Here is a 19,886-nt window from a genome sequence, read left to right as displayed (position 1 = left end):
GTTTCATAATATAGTAGGAACTTAGTTGTTTCACAAGTTCCTTAACCGATTGAAGCGACGTTCACTTGAACTAGATTAGGAGGAATAAAATGGTAGAAGTAGTAGGAGTTCGCTTCCGTGAAGCCGGTCATATCTATTATTTTGCTCCTGGAAAATCTGAGTATATTTATAATGAGAAAGTACTCGTTGAATCTCAACAGTCAAAACAATTAGCTACTGTTGCTATTCCTAAAAAAACAGTCGATTCAGACGATTTACCAGAGGACCTAAAACCCATTTTAAATAAAGCAACAGCCAATGATTTAGAAAAAGAACAAAAAAATTTGGCTGATGCAGAAGCTGCCAAAAGCATTGCCAATGAAAAAATTCGAGCTCATGACTTAAAAATGAAATTAGTGCGAGTAGAATATACCTTCGATCGTAGCAAAATGATTTTTTACTTTACGGCAGATGGGCGAATTGATTTTCGTGAATTAGTCAAAGACTTAGCGGCTATTTTCCGGACGCGAATTGAGTTACGTCAAATTGGTGTCCGAGATGAAGCGAAAATATTAGGTGGCATTGGCCCTTGTGGCAGACAACTATGTTGCTCAACATTTCTAGGAGATTTTATGCCAGTTTCAATCAAAATGGCTAAAGATCAAGGGTTATCTTTAAATCCTGTCAAAATTTCGGGATTATGTGGCCGCTTAATGTGTTGTTTGAAATACGAAAACGACGAATATGAAGCCGCTAAAAAAGAATTACCAGATTATGGAAAAGAAGTAATAACACCAGATGGCAAAGGTAAAGTCGTCGGGTTGAATCTATTAAGTCGGATTGTCAAAGTTCGTCTGCATGGTCGTGAAATCGCAGCGGATTATGATTACGAAGAAATCAAAGAAGCTACTGCGAAAGTTGCTGCTGAAAAAGGTGATCAAAATGGATAAACGTTCGCTCTATGATGGATTAAATTCGTTGGAAACTGATTTAGACAGTTCCGTGACACAATTAAGAGAAATTAAAGCAGCACTCCATGATTTGGTAGAAAAAAATACCACGTTGGAAATCGAAAACCAACGCTTACGGGAGCATCTCCAAGAACTGAATAAGTTAGCAGGAAATACAACTGAAACTGAAAAACAAGAGCTATCAAAATCACGTATGAATTTGGAAAAACTTTATGAAGAGGGCTTCCATGTCTGCAATATTTTATATGGTTCAAGACGTGAAAATGATGAAGAATGTGCCTTTTGTCTTGATGTTATTTATGGGGAACGTACGCGTTAAGTCTAGTGGACACTGCAAATAAAAAGGAAAGGTTTGGTTTGACAGTCAATCGATTGTCAAATCAAACCTTTATCTATTTATAGAACGAAAAAGGAAAATGAGGGATGCGCTATGCAAAAACAGAAAAGTTTTGATAAGCAAACAACAAAAGGAAAATTGTATCTTGTCCCAACACCGATCGGCAATTTAGAAGATATGAGTATTCGTTGTTTAAACATATTGAAAGAAGCAACGGTGATTGCTAGTGAAGACACAAGAAACACACAAAAATTGCTAAATCATTTTGAGATTACAACACCACAAATTAGTTTACACGAACATAATTACAAAGAGCGAATTCCTCAACTGATTACACGATTGCTGAATGGTGAAACGATTGCCCAAGTTAGCGATGCAGGTATGCCTTCAATTAGTGATCCTGGTCATGAATTGGTTACAGCATGTCTTGAAGAAGAACTGGCAGTGATTGCCTTGCCAGGACCTACGGCAGGAATGACCGCCTTGATTGCCTCGGGTCTTTTACCACAGCCATTTACGTTTTATGGTTTTTTACCAAGAAAGAAAAAGGAACAGAAAGACGTGTTATCAGCATTAAAAGAAGAACGGCCAACACAGATTTTTTATGAGTCCCCCTATCGGATTGCTAAAACGGTAGCAACGTTTGCTGAAGTCTATGGTCAAGAACGCCCTGCTGTGATTTGTCGAGAATTAACGAAACTTCACGAAGAGTATTTACGAGGTACCTTAGGAGAACTAACAGAATATTTAGCAGAAAATACGCTAAAAGGCGAGTGTTGTTTATTAGTTAGCGGATTTACTGGTGAGAAAGAGACAATAGCAGCAATGCCAGCTATTTCCCTCAAAGAACATGTACAAGTTTTAATGGAGGAAGAGGGACGGAGTTCCAAAGAGGCGATCAAAGAAGTGGCCAAATTGAGAAATGTAAAAAAACAAGAAGTATATAAAGAATATCATTCCATTTAAAAAAGGAGAGAAACATGAGTAATTTATTGCGAGCAGAAGGCGTGTCTTATCAAGTAAATGGTCGTAGCATTCTTTCTGATATTGATTTGTCATTTGAAACAGGTAGCAATACAACAATTGTTGGTCCTTCAGGTAGCGGGAAAAGTACATTTTTAAAAATTTTATCTTCATTATTAAGTCCTACAGAAGGCGAAATTTTTTATCAAGAAGCGCCAATTACTACAATGCCAATCGAAACATACCGCCAAAAGGTTTCTTATTGTTTTCAGCAGCCAACTTTATTTGGTGAAACCGTGTATGATAATTTATTATTTCCATTTACCGTCAGACAAGAAGCGTTTAATCAGGAAAAAGTCGTGGCATTACTCCAACAAGTGAAATTGCCCGCTGCTTATCTTGAAAAGAAAATAGCCGAACTCTCTGGTGGTGAGCGACAACGGGTTGCTTTGCTACGAAACATTATTTTTGTACCAGATGTTTTATTATTAGACGAAGTTACAACGGGATTAGATGAAGAAAGCAAACAGATTGTCAATCAATTGTTAAACCAATTAAACAAAGAGCAAGGAGTCACGCTGGTTCGTGTCACGCATGATACCGAAGAAATTCAGCAAGCACAGCAAGTGATTCGTATTGTAGCAGGAAAGGTGGCGCCGACAGATGGATTTAGCAGTTAATAATTTATCCTTATTTTTTTCAGCCATGCTAGTGATGGTCGCATTAATTATTAGTACTAAAGAAAAATTAGGTTTTACCAAAGATATTATTATTAGTGTGATTCGAGCAGTCATTCAATTAGTCGCAGTCGGTTATTTATTAAAATATGTTTTTCAAGTCAATAACCTGATTTTAACGCTCATCATGGTTTTGGTGATTGTTTCCAACGCAGCCTTTAATGCAAAAAAACGCAGCCAGCAATTACAAAAGGGCTTTTTGATTTCTTTCATTGCAATTGGTTGTAGTACAGGAATTACCATTGGTATTTTGATTTTTTCTGGTTCTATTAAATTTATTCCTTCTCAAATCATTCCTATCAGTGGGATGATTGCCAGCAATTCGATGGTGGCAATTGGTTTATGCTATCGCAATTTAGATACTCTTTTTCAAAACCAACGGCAAGCGGTAATGGAGAAACTAGCATTAGGTGCAACTATCAAACTCGCCTCTTTACCAATCATCCAACAAAGTGTGAAAACCGGGATGGCGCCGACGATTGATTCTGCCAAAACTGTCGGAATTGTTAGTTTGCCTGGGATGATGTCAGGCTTGATTTTTGCGGGCGTTGATCCGGTCCATGCGATAAAATATCAGATTATGGTGACTTTTATGTTGCTATCAGCAACAAGTATTGGTTCAGTGATTGCAACGTATCTTGCCTATAAAGGCTACTATAATCAACAAAAACAATTGGTCGTATAATTAAAAAGCTGGAAATCTGTGTTTATAACTTCACGGATTTTCAGTTTTTTCTGGTTGAAATAAAGAAGTTTCAATTTGAAAAAGAACGGACGTTCGTATATAATGGAGGGAGGAGGCGAATCAAAATGATGAGCGAATTACGTTTTCCCTTAAAAAAAGATACGTCGAGAAAAATTATACATATAGATATGGACGCGTTTTTTGCTTCAGTTGAAGAACGAGATCATCCAGAGCTAGTAGGACATCCGTTAGTTATTGCGCGCCATCCAAGTGATACTGGGGGCAAAGGAGTGGTGACCACAGCGAATTATATTGCTCGACAGTATGGTATTCACTCGGCTATGAGTGCTCAAAAGGCGTATGAACTATGTCCAAGTGCCATTTTTAAGCCAGGTAATTATCAGAAATATAGTGAAATTTCTCAAGAAATCCGTGAAATTTTTCGCCGCTATACAGATGTGATTGAACCAGTATCTATTGACGAAGCGTATTTAGATGTAACTGAAAATAAGGTCAACAGTAAGTCGGCTATTAAAATTGCGAAAATGATTCAATATGATATTTGGCATGAATTGCAGTTAACTTGCTCGGCAGGTGTTAGTTACAATAAGTTTTTAGCCAAGTTAGCATCAGATTTTCAGAAACCAAAGGGCCTGACGGTTGTCTTACCAGAAGAGGCCGAAGATTTTTTGAAAGCATTACCGATTGAAGATTTCCACGGAATCGGGAAAAAAACAGTGCCTAAAATGCATGAACTAGGGATTTTTACTGGAGCAGATTTATACAAGCAAGATGAGATGACGTTGATTCGGTTATTCGGTAAAATGGGTTATTCATTGTATCGTAAAGTCCGCGGTATCCATGATGCGCCAGTTCAAGTGACTAGAGATCGTAAGTCGGTAGGGAAAGAACATACTTACGGCACCCCTTTAACGACGGAAGAGCAGGTTACGGCTCAATTGAGACAATTAGCAGCAGGGGTTGAGCGTGCGTTGCAACGAGTGCAAAAACATGGCAAAACAGTAGTCCTAAAAGTTCGTTATACTGACTATACGACGATTACGAAACGTGTGACATTACCTGAATATATTTCTAAAAAAGAAGAACTTTTCTATCAAGCGAATTTAATTTGGGAAGATATTTTAGGTTTAGAACAAGGAATCCGTTTATTAGGCATTACTTTAACGAATTTAGATCCACTAGCGTATGAAAACATTGTTTTACCTTTATGGGAAAAAAGTTAGCCCTTTAGACACATCCTCAAGAGATGGCTAAAGGGCTAACTTTTTTAAATTGATTTTTTGATTTGTTCATAAGACGTTTCGGCGTCATGACATTTTTCCCAAATAACAGCTTTGCCAGCAGCAAGTGATTTGGGTACATCAATAATCCGTTGATTACTACTGCCACGAAATTGTAAATTTAAATTACGTTTTGCCAGTTCAAAGCGCCCATCAACTAAAATGTCAATTGAATGGAGTAGTTCAAGCTTATCAGGCGTTTCTAAAAGTAGTTCTTCAAAGGTATACCCAGACCAAGACCAGATATCTTTGGCTGAGCCAAATGTTTCCCGCACACGTTTGACTACACTAAGACAAACATCTGTATTCAGAAAAGGTTCACCACCCAAAAGAGTCAAACCTTGGACATAGTCATGGGACAAATCTTCAATAATTTGATTCATTAAAGATTCTGTAAACGGCGTACCGTAATTGAAATTTTGGACAGCTTTGTTAAAACAACCTTCACAAGCAAAGAGACAGCCGCTCACATATAAACTATTGCGTACACCTTCGCCATCAACAAAGTTGAACGCTTTGTAATCGGCAATCTTTTTTTGGCTGTAGTCTTCGGTTTTCCATTCTTGTGGTTTCGGATTACGCATCAGCAAAACTTCTTTCTATAGAATAATCGAGTTTAATTTTTTAAATGTTTCACACGAGAGGAAATTTCTTTGTGACGACCGTGTACCATTGGGCGAGCTTGCGGGTTACCTAAATAACCACAAGTCCGTTTAACGACATCACAAGTCTTAGGATCATGATTGCCACATTCTGGACATTCAAAGCCACGTTCAGTTGGATGGAAGTCCCCTTCAAAACCACAGGCATAACAATGATCAATTGGCGTATTGGTTCCTAAATAGCCAACTTTGTCATAAGCGTAATCCCAGACAGCTTCAAGTGCTTTGGGATTTTGCTGTAACATGGGGTATTCACAGTAGTGGATAAAACCACCAGAACAGTATTTTGGATAATCCTTTTCAAAATCAAGTTTTTCAAAAGGCGTTGGATTTTTGCGTACATCATAATGGAAACTATTTGTGTAATATTCTTTATCTGTAATATTTTCGACGATGCCAAATTTTTCAGTATCTAAACGGCAAAAACGGTCAGTCAAGCTTTCGCTCGGTGTAGAGTAGACACTAAAATGATAGCCGTATTCGTTGCCCCAGTTGTCGGCATTTTTTTTCAGTTCTTTTAAAATATCCAGTGTAAAGTTTTTGGCCTCTTGATTGTCCTCCCAAGCACCGCCGTAAAAGGCAGAAGCCACTTCATACAAGCCAATATAGCCAAGCGAAACCGTGGCACGTTTGTTTTTAAACAGTTCATCTACGGCATCCTGTGTAGCTAAACGTTTTCCAAATGCACCATACATGTATAAAATCGGTGCATTCGCTGGTTTAGCTTCTTTAACACGTTCAACCCGATAAACCAAAGCATCTTTAACGATCGCCAAACGTTCATTTAAAATTTGCCAGAACTTTTCTTGGCTTCCTTGCGCTTCTAAAGCGATTCTTGGTAAGTTCAAGGTCACAACGCCTAAATTCATTCGGCCAACATTTACTTCTTCACCTTGTTCGTCTTTCCAGCCTTGTAAAAAGGAACGACAGCCCATTGGTACCTTAAAACTACCTGTTAGTTCAACGATTTTATCATAGTTTAAAACATCAGGATACATGCGTTTCGTTGCGCATTCCAGTGCCAGTTGTTTAATATCGTAGTTTGGATCAGTAGGTTGCGCATTGACGCCGCGTTTAATTGTGAAAATCAGTTTTGGGAAAATAGCTGTTCGTTTTTCAATCCCTAAACCATTAATTCGGATTTGTAAAATCGCCCGTTGAATTTCTCGCTCAAACCAGTTGGTACCTAAACCAAATCCCAGAGAAGTAAAAGGGGTTTGTCCATTGGAAGTAAATAAAGTATTAATTTCATACTCAAGACTTTGCATGGCATCAAAAATATCTTTTTTCGTTTTCTTCCGAGCGAATGCTTTTTGGCGTTCTTCTCCTTCAATCCATTCTTGCGCATCTGCTAAATGTTTTTCATAATTACGTTCCGCAAAAGGCGCTAATAATTCATCAATCCGATCGGCAGAGCATCCACCATATTGACTGGAAGCTACATTGGCAATAATTTGAGAAATTTGTGCAGTGGCTGTTTGAATTGATTTTGGTGATTCGACATCAGCGTTCCCAATTTTAAAGCCATTGTTTAGCATGCCTTTAAAATCAATTAAACAGCAGTTTGTCATGGGCGTATATGGATGATAATCTAAATCGTGGTAATGAATGTCGCCTTTTTGATGGGCATTAGCCACGTGTGAAGGCAACATCTTTAAACCAATTGATTTTCCAACAATCCCAGCGGTTAGATCACGTTGCGTATTAAAAACGTCACTGTCTTTGTTGGCATTTTCGTTCACGACAGTCTGATCTTTATTAATTAATTTGCCGATAGATACATTAATATCAGTTGCTTTACTACGCTCAAAATCACGTTGGGTTCTGTAATGAATGTATTCTTCGGCTAAGGCATATTCATTGTTGGATAGCAGAGTATGTTCCACAATATTTTGAATTTCATAAATTTTTACGTTATTGGTAAAACGTTCGGCAATTTCTCGATTGACATCGGCAACAATCGATTGGACTTTTTGATGTGTCAAAGGAGTGACTTGGTCATGTATTTTTTGTTCAGCTTTGATCAAAGCATCGTATATTTTTTGATCATCGAAAGTCACTAAACGACCATCTCGTTTGACGACTTTAATTGTTGAGAGATTAACATCCTCGGCTTTTTCATCAGTAATCTTCATCATTTTATCCAGCTCCTTATATCTCGTTAGTAACTATCCTAATACAAAGGTCGGCTAAATTCAATCGATATATTGCGTATTTTTAGTAAAATATCACTAGACAAACACTATATATTGTGCTTGCGCTGTTTTGAAAAAATATGAAAACAAATGAAGAAAAGGATTGAGCAAATTTTTTTGTGTGAAAAAAATTCTTTGTCCAAATTAAAAAACAGCAAAGAGTTTTTTGCCAAATTGCTAAAAGCAACACTAAAAAATAACAATTATTAAATAATAATTGTTTGCGGATTTATTCACGAAATGCCAATTATTCTTTGACTACCGAACGATATTGTAAGATAAAACGATGTTCATTCAGATTTTTTCTTGGTAAAATAAGAGTAATAACAAAACGTTGGAGCGAGAAAAATGAAAAAAATTGTAGAAGTAAACCATGTCAGCAAGACATATGGTCGTTTAAATAATAAAACAGAAGTATTAGATAATATTTCGTTTACCGTTGATGAAGGCGAATTTGTGGGGATTATGGGTCCCAGCGGTGCTGGGAAATCGACACTGTTGAATGTCTTATCCTCGATTATTTTGCCGACCGCAGGGATCGTGCGCATCGCCGGACAAGATATTTTAAAAATGCGAGATAATCAATTAAGTGATTTTCGAAGAAACGAAATGGGGTTTATTTTTCAATCGTTTAACCTAATTGATACGTTAAATGTGAAGGACAATATTCTGTTGCCTTTAGCTGTAGAAAAAGTTTCATTAGAAGAAATGGATAAACGTTTGTTACATGTGACTTCGATTTTGGGGATTCAGGAGCTTTTATCTGCTTATCCACCAGAGATATCTGTGGGACAAAAACAACGGGTAGCAGCTGCTCGTGCTTTGATTACGAACCCTAAAATTATTTTTGCAGATGAACCAACTGGCTCGCTGGATTCAAAATCAGCAACAGAATTGTTGAAATATTTAGCTGAAATTAATCTACATGATGATGCCACAATTTTGATGGTGACACATGACCCGTACACGGCCAGTTTTTGCAATCGCATCTTATTCATTAAAGACGGTGCGATTTTCTCAGAAGTTGTTCGTCAAGGATCACGTAAGGAATTTTTTAATCGTGTGATAGATATGCAAGCAACGATTGGTGGAGGCGGGCGCGCAAATGATTTTTAAACTATCATTAAAAAATTTAAAAGCTCATGTACCTAACTATCTGGTTTATTACATTAGTATGACTTTTGCAGCGGTCGTTTATTATTGTTTCCGTGCGATTGCTTACAACCAGCCTCTTGTCGCAGGTGCAGGCCGTGATATCGAAATTAAGCGATCTTTAGGACTCGGTAGTACCTTAGTCACCATTATTATTTTGGGCTTTATGTTGGCAGCAAATCGTTTTTTTATAGGAAAACGTAGCCAAGAAATTGGATTGTATCGATTAATTGGCTTGAGAAAGAGCCAAGTTTCACTAATTTTTTTAGTGGAAAATTTAGTTTTAGGCTTTGTTTCACTAATTAATGGGATTATTTTAGGAGTGATTTTCACCAAGTTGTTTTCAATGATTTTAGCCAAAGTTATGTTTTTAGAAGTGCCCAGTTTCTTCTATATTTCTTGGCGTTCCGTTATTGAAACCGGTGTAGCTTTTGCATTTATGATTCTGATTGTCTGCTTAAGAAGTATTTGGATGATTTATCGTTATCCATTGTCGCAGCTTATGCACCAAGAAAAAATTGGTCAAATTAATTATAGTCGTTTAACGAAACGGCGGCAGTTTCTAGGTATTTTAGGTCCTATTTGTTTACTGGCCGGTTATTTTATTGCGTTTGATTTTCGGAATTTAGCGACAGGTATTGTGTATAAACAATTAAATGATTCATTGGATATCTCGATTCCAATGATTATTACGTTGACCCCTTTTATCATTTTGGGTCCATGTGTGGTGGGAACTTATTTATTTTTCCGTTATACCATGTATTTTATCATTCGCTTATTTAATCATAGAAAAAAATGGTATTACCAAGATTTACGCATGATTACTTTAGGCAATGCCAAACGCTACTTATTTAAAAGTAGCAAAACACTCACTGGTTTGACCTTGTTAATTGCGACAGCCTTGAGTGGGATTGGCGTGATGGTTTTTGTGTATACGATTAGTATGCACACGGTCAACAGTGATGGCCCCGTGGACTTTTTAGTTTCACAGGAAAGCTATCCTAAATTGAAGAAAGTTCTCGATGAAGCTAAGGACACCAAAATAAAAAATGAAGTGACACTTTCTTATAAAATTACTGGAATTGAACGAAGTTTGCGAATTGGTCAAGCGCAAGAGGAACAAGAAACGATTGAAGCAGTTAATGTTTTATCCTTCTCAAATTACCGCAACTATCAAAAAATTAATCCTTATTTAAACGATTTACATTTAAAAAATGACCAAAGTGTTATCTATATGGATAGCTTTACCAATATTTTAAGTGGTATGTCTCGTTATGAATCGAAACTGCAATTTGTTGAAGGAGAGAAGGCACAACTGCAACAAGTGCTGCCTAACTATCTAGGCAATTTTTTATTGCAATATTCCTTACCAACGATTGTCGTTTCCGATGCCCTTTATCAGAAAGTGACAAAAAATTCCATTCAGTATCAGATTAACGCCGTAAATGTTGACACGAAAAGCCGTGAAAAACTTTATGAAGCCGTAAATAAACAGATTGCCACAGAATGGCAAGCGCCAATTTTGTATAAGTATGAAAAAAATAACCAGCAGTTGAGTGGTTTTGCCAAACAAATGCCTAACGAAGAGGTAAAGAATACGCAAGATGATGTCACCGAAACTTGGCGGCTAAATATGAATGATCGCTACGCCTCTTTACGCTATGAACGAAAAATTAACGGCTTGACTTTATATGTCTCCATGTTTGTGGCAATTTTAGCGTTGTTTATTACGGGCAGTATTTTGATGTTACGACAACTGTTTTCAGCTGTAAGTGAGCGTCAAGATTACGTGACTTTAAAACGGATGGGTGTTTCTAGTAAAGCGATAACTAAGCAAATTTATCGACAGAATAGTTTGATTTTCTTTCCGCCGATGGTCATTGGGATTTTGCATACCACCTTTGCCATTTATTTGTTAAGCCAATTTATTAAGAGTCCAGGATATTTGTTAGTATATCTTTCTTGTGGAATCTTAATAATTGTTTATCTAATTTTTTATATTTTAACGTCTGCCATTTATGCGCGGATGATTCGACACATCCATTTTTAAAAAACTGTAAAAGCCGTTGTGAAGCGGTTTTTACAGTTTCTTTATGCGAAAAAATTATGAGAGTTCCCTTTATGAAAATCATGAAAATTTAAGAAGTGACGAAATTGTTAGTTTTTTTATTAAATTGTAAGAAATTTCAATGGACTTTGCTGAAATATAGCATAAAATAATGGATAGCGATTAACCTTAGGAGGTGAATGATAATGAAAACAACTTTTCAGAAAATTCTCAATAACGAAAGTCTTAAATTCATCGGTAAAACGTTATTTTATTCTTTCATTGTCATTGCATTAATTTATCTTTATCATTACAAGAATATCAATGGAGGAACCTTCATTTATAACGAGTTTTAAGGAGGCGGCTATACATGGAAAAAGTAATTAATATGATTCAAACGATTGATGAATGGGCACGTAAAGAACCCCAACGTCCTGTTTATTTAACCGAAGAAAAAGTCTCTACGTATGGAGAGTTAAAAGAAAAGTCAGACAATCTAGCCGCTTATTTAGCTGAGCTGAAAACGGACAAGTCAGCGATTGTCGTATACGGAGAATTAGATTTTGAAATGATTGTGAGTTTTTTAGGCGCATCGAAAGCTGGTTTTAGCTATATCCCCATTGATGCACATACACCAAAAGAACGCATTGAACTAATTCTAAACGTAGCCAAACCAACCGCAGTGATTGCTGTGCATGAATGGCCTGAATTAGCCACCGAAGTGCCAGTAATTACGGCGGAAGAATTAACAGAAATGATGATGCATGCACCCCGATATGCGCCTGCGTTGACGCCTGTCACAGGAGCAAGTAATTACTATATCATTTTCACTTCAGGGACAACTGGCGTACCAAAGGGTGTGCAAATCAGCCATGATAATTTAGTTAGCTTTACGAATTGGTTGTTGCAAGATTTTGGTTTAGAAGAAGGGGCCCGCTTTTTAGCACAGGCACCTTATTCGTTTGATTTATCGGTGATGTCTATTTATCCCGCATTGGCGTTAGGTGGCTCATTAACTCCGTTACCCAATGAAATCATTAACGATTTTAAACAATTATTTACGCGTTTGCCACAATTAACAATCGACGTCTGGGTTTCAACACCGTCCTTTATTGAATTGTGTCTAATGGAACCAAGCTTTGATGGTGAACATTTACCAGCACTGCGCACGTTTTTATTCTGTGGAGAAGAATTACCAAAACCAACGGCTGAAAAATTAGCCGCTCGTTTCCCAACTGCGCATATTTATAATACGTATGGGCCGACAGAAGCGACTGTAGCGATTAGTGCCATTGAAATCACTCAAGAAGTTTTAAAAAGTGTCCAACGTTTACCAATCGGGTATGTGAAAGAGGATACGCAAATTTATATTATGGAAGGCATGTCAAAATTACCTGCAGGTGAAATTGGTGAAATCGTCATTGCTGGACCAAGTGTTTCCAAAGGCTATCTAAATAATCCTGCGAAAACAGCTGAAGCTTTTTTCCAATTAGATGGCGTACCAGCTTATCGCACAGGCGATGCTGGAAAGTTAGTTGATAACCTATTGCAGTATGAGGGACGCTTAGATTTTCAAATTAAATTGCATGGCTACCGCATTGAGTTAGAAGAAGTAGATCATCACTTAACGAATGTTTCCTACGTGAAACAAGCAGTCGTTGTGCCGAAATATCAAGGAAATAAAGTCCAACAATTAATTGCCTATGTCGTTCCGCAAGCACATGAATTTTCAAGTGATTTTCAATTAACTAAGGCAATTAAACAAGAATTAGCCACGTTGACAATGGACTATATGATTCCGCAAAAATTTGTATATGTTGAACAATTACCTTTGACAAGTAATGGCAAAATTGATCGGAAAGGGTTGATGAATGAGGTGAATGCCACATGATGAATTTTCCTCATATGATTCCCTATAATGCACCGTATTACTTTGTTCTGCTAATTGCGGCCTTGTTGCCGATGATTTTAACTTTAGCCATTAAAGGGACACGTTGGCCTTGGTACCAAACACTCGTGACACTGGTCTTTCTATATATCAGTTTTGGTGGCGAATTTTGGCAACAAGGAGTCGCTCTGATTGTATATGTTATTTATCAAACGTTACTAACGTGGGGCTATGCGGCTTATCGAAAAAATAAAAATGCAGGTTGGGTCTTTTATCTGGCTGTCTTTTTAGCTATATTACCGCTTGTTTGGGTGAAAGTTTCTCCCTTCATGACAGGCAAAACAACCTTACTTGGCTTTTTAGGGATTTCTTATTTAACCTTTAAAGCGGTCCAAGTGGTCATGGATTTACGGGATGGCGTAATGAAGGAATATCATCCGTTTCGTTACATTCAGTTTCTCTTGTTTTTCCCGACTATTTCTTCAGGACCCATCGATCGTTATCGGCGCTTTGAAAAAGATTTGAAAAACCCGCCGAGTGCGGAGAAATATTTAGACTTTTTAGAAAAAGGAATTTTTTATTTATTTCTAGGGTTTTTATATAAGTTTATTATCAGTCATTATCTTGGTGGTGTCTTTTTACCACATGTGGAAAAAATGGCCTTGGCACAAGGTGGTTTATCTTGGTGGACAGTCGGCTATATGTATAATTACAGTTTGTATCTATTCTTTGATTTCGCAGGCTATAGTTTACTGGCCGTTGGCACAAGTTATTTAATGGGCTATGATACACCAATGAACTTTAACAAACCGTTCCTAAGTTGGAATATTAAAGAATTCTGGAATCGTTGGCACATGACCTTATCTTTTTGGTTCCGTGATTACATTTACATGCGCTTAATGTTTTTCTTAATGAAAAAGAAAGTCTTTAAAAGTCGGATTGTGACTTCTAATATTGGTTACTTTGCATTGTTCTTAATTATGGGCATTTGGCATGGATTAACGTGGTTCTACATCGCTTATGGGCTCTACCATGCAACACTAATTTGTGTGACAGATGCTTGGCTACGTTTTAAGAAAAAACATAAAGACAAGATACCATCAAACAAATTTACACATGCATTTGCAGTCTTTTTAACTTTCCAAGCGGTTTGTGTCAGCTTCCTGATTTTCTCAGGATTTTTAGACAAACTATGGTTTAAATAAACAAAAATAAAAATATAAAGGGGCAATTTACAATGAACATTCAAGAAACAGTATTAAACATTTTAGAAGATATTACAGGAACAGACGAAGTTGTGAACAATCAAGACATTCAATTATTTGAAGAAGGATTATTGGACTCTTTAGCAACGGTTCAATTATTAGTAGAAATTGAAGGACAATTAGGAATCCAAGTTCCTGTATCAGACTTTGACCGTGAAGTATGGGGAACACCAAAACAAATCATTCAACAAGTGGAAGCTTTACAATAATGTCTAGAAAAAAACGACTAATCAGAATCTTAGGTCCAGTGCTTTGTTCAGCGGTCTTGGTTGCAGTGTTCTTTTTTGCACCGTTCAGAATCAATTTAACTTCCGAAAAAACGTTGAAGGAAGCATCAACGTCAATGGCACCGAACGTTTTAAAAGGCAATGTGATTAAAAACAAAGCAGTGGCTTCTGGTAAATATGTTCCTTTTTTTGGCTCTTCTGAATTAAGTCGATTTAGTGCTTTCCACCCTAGTGTGCTCTCTGAAAAGTATCAACGGAACTATCGACCGTTTTTACTAGGAGAAGCGGGCACACAGTCATTAACCCAAGCAATGGTCATTCATTCGATGGGCGATGCGATTGCCAATAAGAAAGCGGTCTTTATTTTATCTCCGCAATGGTTTGTCAAAAAGGGTGTACCTAATGATAGTTTTGGTGCACACTATTCACAATTACAAACCTATCAATGGTTAGCTAATTTAACCGAATTAACCAGCGGTGACCAATATCTAGCACAACGTTTGATCAAATTTCCAGTTGTTCAAAAAGACAAAGTCTTAATGGAAACCTTGGCAAATCTGCAGGCAGGGCAACTTCCCCAACGCTCTCAACGAGATTATTTTATAATGAATCTCCGTTTCTTGAATCGTGAAGATGAATTGTTTAGCCAAATTGGCATGGTTAGCAGAGAACCAATTGTTGAAAAAGATATGAAACAATTACCTGCTACGTATAATTTTAATGAATTAGATCAGCTAGCTGGAAAAATTGCGGCAAAAGCCATTAATAATAATAAGTTTGAAATTAGTAACGGTTTTTATCGCCAACGGATTAAACCAGTTTTACCGAAATTAGCTCATTCACAAAAGAAATGGGATTATCGTTTTTCTCCAGAATATGGTGATTTCCAAGCTGCGTTGGAACAGTTAGCAGAAAAAAATGTCGATGTTTTATTTGTAATCCCACCTGTTAACAAACGTTGGTCGGACTATACGGGCTTGTCACAAGATATGTTGCAACAAGTAGCACGCAAGCTGAAATATCAACTTCAAGAGCAAGGCTTTACTAACATTGCTGACTTCTCAACATGTAGTAATGAACGCTACTTTATGGCGGATACGATTCATTTAGGTTGGCGTGGTTGGCTCGCTGTTGATCGTCAAGTAGATGAATTTATGAAACAACCTGCGCCTAAAAAGTTAGCGTATCAAATTGATGATCGTTTTTATCAGACAGATTGGCAACAACAAAATCCATTGGTCTTACCTCAATTTTAAGAAGGCAAGATGGATCAAGTACCAATTATCTGAAGCGGACTAGAAACGCTTCGTAACAATGAAAATAGCCTGTACCTGCCGTTGAATAACGAGCGTGCAGGCTGTTTTTTCGTTTACTTTTAGTGGAGAACGTTGCTCAATTTATTTTTTGTAAGTATTTTTTTAGTTCGTGGTATAATGGATAAAATTGGTTTTTGAGGGGAGTTATTTTTATGGATGCAAAAGAAGAAAAAATGTTAATTGATTTAACAAGTGCTAAAGGGATTGCTGGGAATGAAGACGAAGTACGTTCGTTATTTAAAAAGTATGCAGCACCGTATGCGGATAAATTTTTATATGATGGCCTTGGCAGTATTATTGCAAAAAATGTTGGTGATAAAGAAGGACCAAAAGTCTACATTTCTGGGCATATGGATGAAGTCGGTTTCATGGTTACCCAAATCACAGAAAAAGGCTTTTTAAAATTTCAAACCGTTGGCGGTTGGTGGGGGCAAGTGATGTTGGCCCAACAAGTTCAGATTAAAACCACGACTGGTAAGGTTTACCATGGTGTCATTGGGTCTAAACCACCGCATGTGTTAACAGCGGAAGTTCGTAACAAACCCTATGAGATTGCAGATATGTTTATTGATATTGGTGCAAGTAGCGATCAACAAGTTGCAGAATGGGGGATTCATCCAGGGGATATGGTGACACCATATATTGACTATCGTCGCATGAATGATACAAAATTTTTATTGGCAAAAGCGTGGGATAACCGAATTGGTACGGCCGTTTCATTAAAAGTTTTAGAAAATTTAGCGACAGAAGGGCACCCCAATATTTTATTTGCAGGCAGTGATGTGCAAGAAGAAGTGGGGCTACGCGGTGCGCAAACAAGTACGCATCTTGTGAATCCAGACATAGCGTTTGCTTTAGACACAGGAACAGCTGGTGACACACCAGGAATGACACCTAAAGAAGCCGACTCTGTTTTAGGTGAAGGGCCACAAATTTTGATTTATGATGCATCGATGATTCCGCATAAAAAATTACGTGATTTTGTTATTCAAGTGGCGGAAGAAAATAACATTCCCTTCCAATATACAGTGATTACAGGGGGAGGTACGGATGCTGGCCGCATGCATTTAACACGCAATGGGATTCCATCATTAGCCATCACGGTGCCTGTTAGATATCTGCATTCACATACCTCAGTTATTCATGAAGATGATTATTTCAACACAGTCAAATTAGTCACAGAAGTGGTGAAACGTCTAGATAAAGAAACAGTCGCTAAATTGACTAGTTATTAGTTTCAGAAAGGATGGAATGAATGAAAAGTTTAGTAACAAATTCGCAACATCGTGCCAATGCTCGCAGAGCCCTTGATGGGCAATGGGGGATCATGGCTTGGTTAACTTTCTTAGGAGTGGTTTTACAGAGCTTCTTAACATCGATTGTGCAAAATTTATTTTCTGGTGAAAATCAAGTTTTTCAAAGTAGTTTTGCCGCAGTATTACTGCAAATTTTTGTTTTATTCGCGTTAAGTTATGCGCTATATTACGCAGCCTTGAAGGTGTTGCGTGGTGAAAAGGTGCGGGTCAATATTTTAATGAGTGTTTTTCAAGGAAAATATTATGGTCCGCTATTTGTGGTCAACCTACTTCAAAAAGTACTTGAACGTGTAATTGGTTTGTTATTTTTGTTACCAATTCTATTTGGGGCAGGGACAACCTTGTATTTCAAATTGATGTTTAATACAGTTACACCAGAGGAAATCCAAGCCTTTTTCTTAAATGATTTTTCCTTTTTCCTAGCGTTTGGCGTCGCCTCTATCTTAATCTTTTTAATTGGTTTATTTGTGAGTGGCGTTTTTCAATTTGCTGTGTGGCTACGTTTTGATAATCCAGAACTGCCAATTATGATGGCGTTGAAACAGGCGTTATACTTAATGAAAAATCGTTTTTGGCAATATTTATGTTTACAATTTTCTTTTATTGGTTGGTATATTGTGGGCTTTTTAGCTATTGGTATCGGTCTATTATGGGTGATTCCTTATAACTATGTAGCGTTAGCTAGTTTTTATCAAACTGCCTTAGAAGAAAAAGGTTTAGCCGAAGAATAAAATAGAAGCTTGAATCCTTCGTCATCTCGACAAAGGGTTCAGGTTTTTTCTTTGGTCTTTTTGTGAAAATTTAAGCGTTTTAACCTCGTTTTTCCGTTATTTTATGGTAACATGGAAGTATCGTATTGAAGGAGGTTGTCCACACATGAAATTGACTGTCTTAGGCTGTTTAGGTGCTTATCCATACAAAGGAGAAGGAACGAGTTCCTATTTGTTAGAATCTGAAGGCTTTCATTTGCTTATTGATGCAGGCAGTACGACATTAGTGCGTTTAGAAAACTATCTAGATCCATTGAAATTAGATGCTGTCATTCTGTCGCATTATCATCATGACCATATCGCAGATTTAGGCGTTTTACAATATTATCGTCAGCTTTATCCAACGCTGGAACCGACTCCTATTTTGCCGATATATGGCCATACACAAGATCAAATGCATTTCAAAGAACTAACGCTTCCTAACGTTTCCGAAGGGAAAGAGTATTTTGAAGCAGAAGAGTTGGCAGTAGGACCATTTTTAATTACTTTCATGGAAACAATTCATCCTGTCACTTGTTACGCGATGCGGATTGTTGAAAAAGCGACCGGCAAAGTCTTTGTCTTTACAGGAGACTCTGGTTACTTAGCAAGTTTTGAAGACTTTGCAAAAGACGCGGATTTATTCTTAGCGGATACGTACTTATTTGAAGGTAATGAACGACATCATGCACACTTTACGTCAAGAGAAGCGGGTGAGATTGCCAAAGCAGCACAAGTCAAACAATTGATGTTGACCCATTTACCACAACATGGGTCATTGGAACAACTACGTGAAGAAGCGCAAAACTATGCTGGAACGGAAATTCCAGTGACATTAGCCCAACCAGATTTAACAGTTGAGATTTAAAAAAGTAACTATACCAAGGGAGAGAACCGATTGTGATTTTTGTACCGAATGAAAATAATGACCCACGAGTGAACTTAGCAATTGAAACATATTTGTTAACAGAAATGCCTTTAGATGAGCCCATTCTTTTATTTTACATTAACGAGCCGTCAATCATTATTGGCCGTAACCAAAATACAATTGAAGAAATTAACAAAGAATATGTAGATGAGCACGGCATTCATGTTGTTCGTCGCTTAAGTGGCGGCGGCGCCGTTTATCATGATCATGGTAATTTGAATTTTAGTTTTATTATGCCAGATGACGGCAACTCTTTCCGTGATTTTGCGAAAGTTACCCAACCAATTATTCAAGCATTGCACGACTTAGGCGTTGAAGGTGCCGAATTAAAAGGGCGCAATGACCTAGTGATTAATGATATGAAGTTTTCAGGAAATGCGATGTACGCTACCAACGGCCGCATGTTTGCACATGGAACCTTAATGTTTGATAGTGATATTGATGAAGTTGTAAATACATTGAAAGTACGGAAAGATAAAATCGAATCTAAAGGTATCAAGTCTGTTCGTTCACGGGTAACAAACATTAAACCATTTTTATCTGAAGATAAACAAGAGATGACAACGGAAGAATTCCGCCAAGAAATTCTTTTGAAAATTTTCGGCGTAGATTCGATCGACCAAGTTAAAACGTATGAATTAACTGATCAAGACTGGGCGGCTATTAACAAAATTTCAGAGCAATACTATCGCAATTGGGATTGGAATTATGGTAAATCACCTGCATTTAACTTAGAACGTCGCCATCGTTTTCCAATTGGCTCAATTGAAATGAAAATGAATGTGGCGGATGGTGTCATTCAAGAAATTAAAATCTTTGGGGACTTCTTTGGGCTTGGTGAAATTAAAGATGTTGAAGATATTTTAACCGGCGTGAAATATGATAAAGCTTCTTTAGAAGAAGCCATTGATCAAATTGACGTTAAAAAATACTTTGGCAATATCGAAAAAGAAGATTTGCTTGGGTTAATTTATTAAAAAAAAAGACAGCCGTTTCAAACGGTTGTCTTTTTTCTAGCTAAAAATAATTTTTAGCTTTTAGAAAGGTAGTGCTATGTGCAAAATCGTCGAAACGATTTTTATCAGGGAACTATCAAATAGCTCGCCTGCATATGTACTTGAACCAAGTCAAGTCCGGGAATTTGGTTATGTGCTTCACTATAAATCAC

19 protein-coding genes are annotated in these 19,886 nt (G+C 37.2%); 17 read left to right on the top strand and 2 right to left on the bottom strand.

Features of this window, described 5'->3' with window-relative positions; genetic code table 11:
- Positions 1-89: 89 nt before the first annotated feature.
- From IGK70_RS11240 to dinB, 6 genes are all read left to right on the top strand, one after another.
- A complete protein-coding gene (locus IGK70_RS11240; RefSeq protein ID WP_002356371.1) occupies positions 90-929 on the top strand; it encodes a PSP1 domain-containing protein in 840 nt (279 codons plus the stop codon).
- Positions 922-1,269 carry a DNA replication initiation control protein YabA gene (locus tag IGK70_RS11235; RefSeq protein WP_104855845.1) on the top strand — a complete coding sequence of 116 codons (348 nt, stop codon included), beginning with the start codon at positions 922-924 and terminating at the stop codon, positions 1,267-1,269. The genes IGK70_RS11240 and IGK70_RS11235 overlap by 8 nt, the downstream gene beginning before the upstream one ends.
- Before the next feature lie 111 nt (positions 1,270-1,380).
- Positions 1,381-2,253, top strand: a complete 873-nt coding sequence (gene rsmI / locus IGK70_RS11230) for a 16S rRNA (cytidine(1402)-2'-O)-methyltransferase (RefSeq protein ID WP_002359438.1) — start codon at positions 1,381-1,383, stop codon at positions 2,251-2,253.
- Positions 2,254-2,267: 14 nt separating this feature from the next.
- Positions 2,268-2,930 carry an ABC transporter ATP-binding protein gene (locus IGK70_RS11225; protein WP_002356375.1) on the top strand — a complete coding sequence of 221 codons (663 nt, stop codon included), beginning with the start codon at positions 2,268-2,270 and terminating at the stop codon, positions 2,928-2,930.
- Complete coding sequence (locus IGK70_RS11220; protein WP_010713130.1) at positions 2,914-3,672, top strand: ABC transporter permease; 759 nt, start codon at positions 2,914-2,916, stop codon at positions 3,670-3,672. The genes IGK70_RS11225 and IGK70_RS11220 overlap by 17 nt, the downstream gene beginning before the upstream one ends.
- 128 nt (positions 3,673-3,800) lie before the next feature.
- Positions 3,801-4,916: a DNA polymerase IV gene (gene dinB, locus IGK70_RS11215; protein WP_023894966.1), complete on the top strand. Its 1,116-nt coding sequence runs from the start codon at positions 3,801-3,803 to the stop codon at positions 4,914-4,916.
- 44 nt (positions 4,917-4,960) lie between these two features.
- On the opposite strand, the gene nrdG is transcribed toward dinB, so the two are convergent.
- Both nrdG and nrdD read right to left on the bottom strand, forming a co-directional pair.
- Positions 4,961-5,557: an anaerobic ribonucleoside-triphosphate reductase activating protein gene (nrdG, locus tag IGK70_RS11210; RefSeq protein WP_002356379.1), complete on the bottom strand. Its 597-nt coding sequence runs from the start codon at positions 5,555-5,557 to the stop codon at positions 4,961-4,963.
- Positions 5,558-5,589: 32 nt separating this feature from the next.
- A complete protein-coding gene (gene nrdD, locus IGK70_RS11205) occupies positions 5,590-7,773 on the bottom strand; it encodes an anaerobic ribonucleoside-triphosphate reductase (RefSeq protein ID WP_002385686.1) in 2,184 nt (727 codons plus the stop codon).
- A 405-nt stretch (positions 7,774-8,178) separates the two neighbouring features.
- Between nrdD and IGK70_RS11200 the strand changes: the two genes are divergently transcribed.
- The 11 genes from IGK70_RS11200 (at position 8,179) to IGK70_RS11150 (ending at position 19,695) form a co-directional block, all read left to right on the top strand.
- Positions 8,179-8,946: an ABC transporter ATP-binding protein gene (locus tag IGK70_RS11200; RefSeq protein WP_002356382.1), complete on the top strand. Its 768-nt coding sequence runs from the start codon at positions 8,179-8,181 to the stop codon at positions 8,944-8,946.
- Entirely contained in the window at positions 8,936-11,032 is a 2,097-nt protein-coding gene (locus tag IGK70_RS11195) for an FtsX-like permease family protein (RefSeq protein WP_438775259.1), read from the top strand. Before IGK70_RS11200 ends, IGK70_RS11195 begins: the two co-directional genes overlap by 11 nt.
- 203 nt (positions 11,033-11,235) lie before the next feature.
- Positions 11,236-11,385 (top strand): teichoic acid D-Ala incorporation-associated protein DltX, encoded by a 150-nt coding sequence (locus IGK70_RS11190; protein ID WP_002356384.1) that lies wholly within the window; start codon positions 11,236-11,238, stop codon positions 11,383-11,385.
- Positions 11,386-11,399: 14 nt separating this feature from the next.
- Entirely contained in the window at positions 11,400-12,920 is a 1,521-nt protein-coding gene (dltA, locus tag IGK70_RS11185) for a D-alanine--poly(phosphoribitol) ligase subunit DltA (protein ID WP_010713131.1), read from the top strand.
- Positions 12,917-14,122, top strand: coding sequence for a D-alanyl-lipoteichoic acid biosynthesis protein DltB (gene dltB / locus IGK70_RS11180; protein WP_002382500.1), 1,206 nt, complete (start codon positions 12,917-12,919; stop codon positions 14,120-14,122). Before dltA ends, dltB begins: the two co-directional genes overlap by 4 nt.
- Positions 14,123-14,154: 32 nt before the next feature.
- On the top strand, positions 14,155-14,391 hold the full coding sequence (gene dltC, locus IGK70_RS11175) for a D-alanine--poly(phosphoribitol) ligase subunit DltC (protein WP_002356389.1): 237 nt from the start codon (positions 14,155-14,157) through the stop codon (positions 14,389-14,391).
- Positions 14,391-15,665, top strand: coding sequence for a D-alanyl-lipoteichoic acid biosynthesis protein DltD (gene dltD / locus IGK70_RS11170; protein ID WP_010817612.1), 1,275 nt, complete (start codon positions 14,391-14,393; stop codon positions 15,663-15,665). Before dltC ends, dltD begins: the two co-directional genes overlap by 1 nt.
- Before the next feature lie 212 nt (positions 15,666-15,877).
- On the top strand, positions 15,878-16,960 hold the full coding sequence (locus tag IGK70_RS11165) for a M42 family metallopeptidase (protein WP_002367214.1): 1,083 nt from the start codon (positions 15,878-15,880) through the stop codon (positions 16,958-16,960).
- Between the two features lie 20 nt (positions 16,961-16,980).
- On the top strand, positions 16,981-17,772 hold the full coding sequence (locus IGK70_RS11160) for a DUF975 family protein (protein ID WP_002356392.1): 792 nt from the start codon (positions 16,981-16,983) through the stop codon (positions 17,770-17,772).
- Between the two features lie 145 nt (positions 17,773-17,917).
- Entirely contained in the window at positions 17,918-18,658 is a 741-nt protein-coding gene (locus tag IGK70_RS11155) for an MBL fold metallo-hydrolase (RefSeq protein ID WP_002356393.1), read from the top strand.
- A gap of 32 nt (positions 18,659-18,690) precedes the next feature.
- A complete protein-coding gene (locus IGK70_RS11150) occupies positions 18,691-19,695 on the top strand; it encodes a lipoate--protein ligase (RefSeq protein ID WP_010817611.1) in 1,005 nt (334 codons plus the stop codon).
- Positions 19,696-19,886: the final 191 nt, after the last annotated feature.

Origin of the sequence: Enterococcus sp. DIV0358 (assembly GCF_051713465.1) — a bacterium.
Lineage (GTDB): Bacteria > Bacillota > Bacilli > Lactobacillales > Enterococcaceae > Enterococcus > Enterococcus faecalis.
The sequence above is the reverse complement of the archived record's forward strand: the minus strand, read 5'-3'. Positions and strand labels throughout refer to the sequence as shown.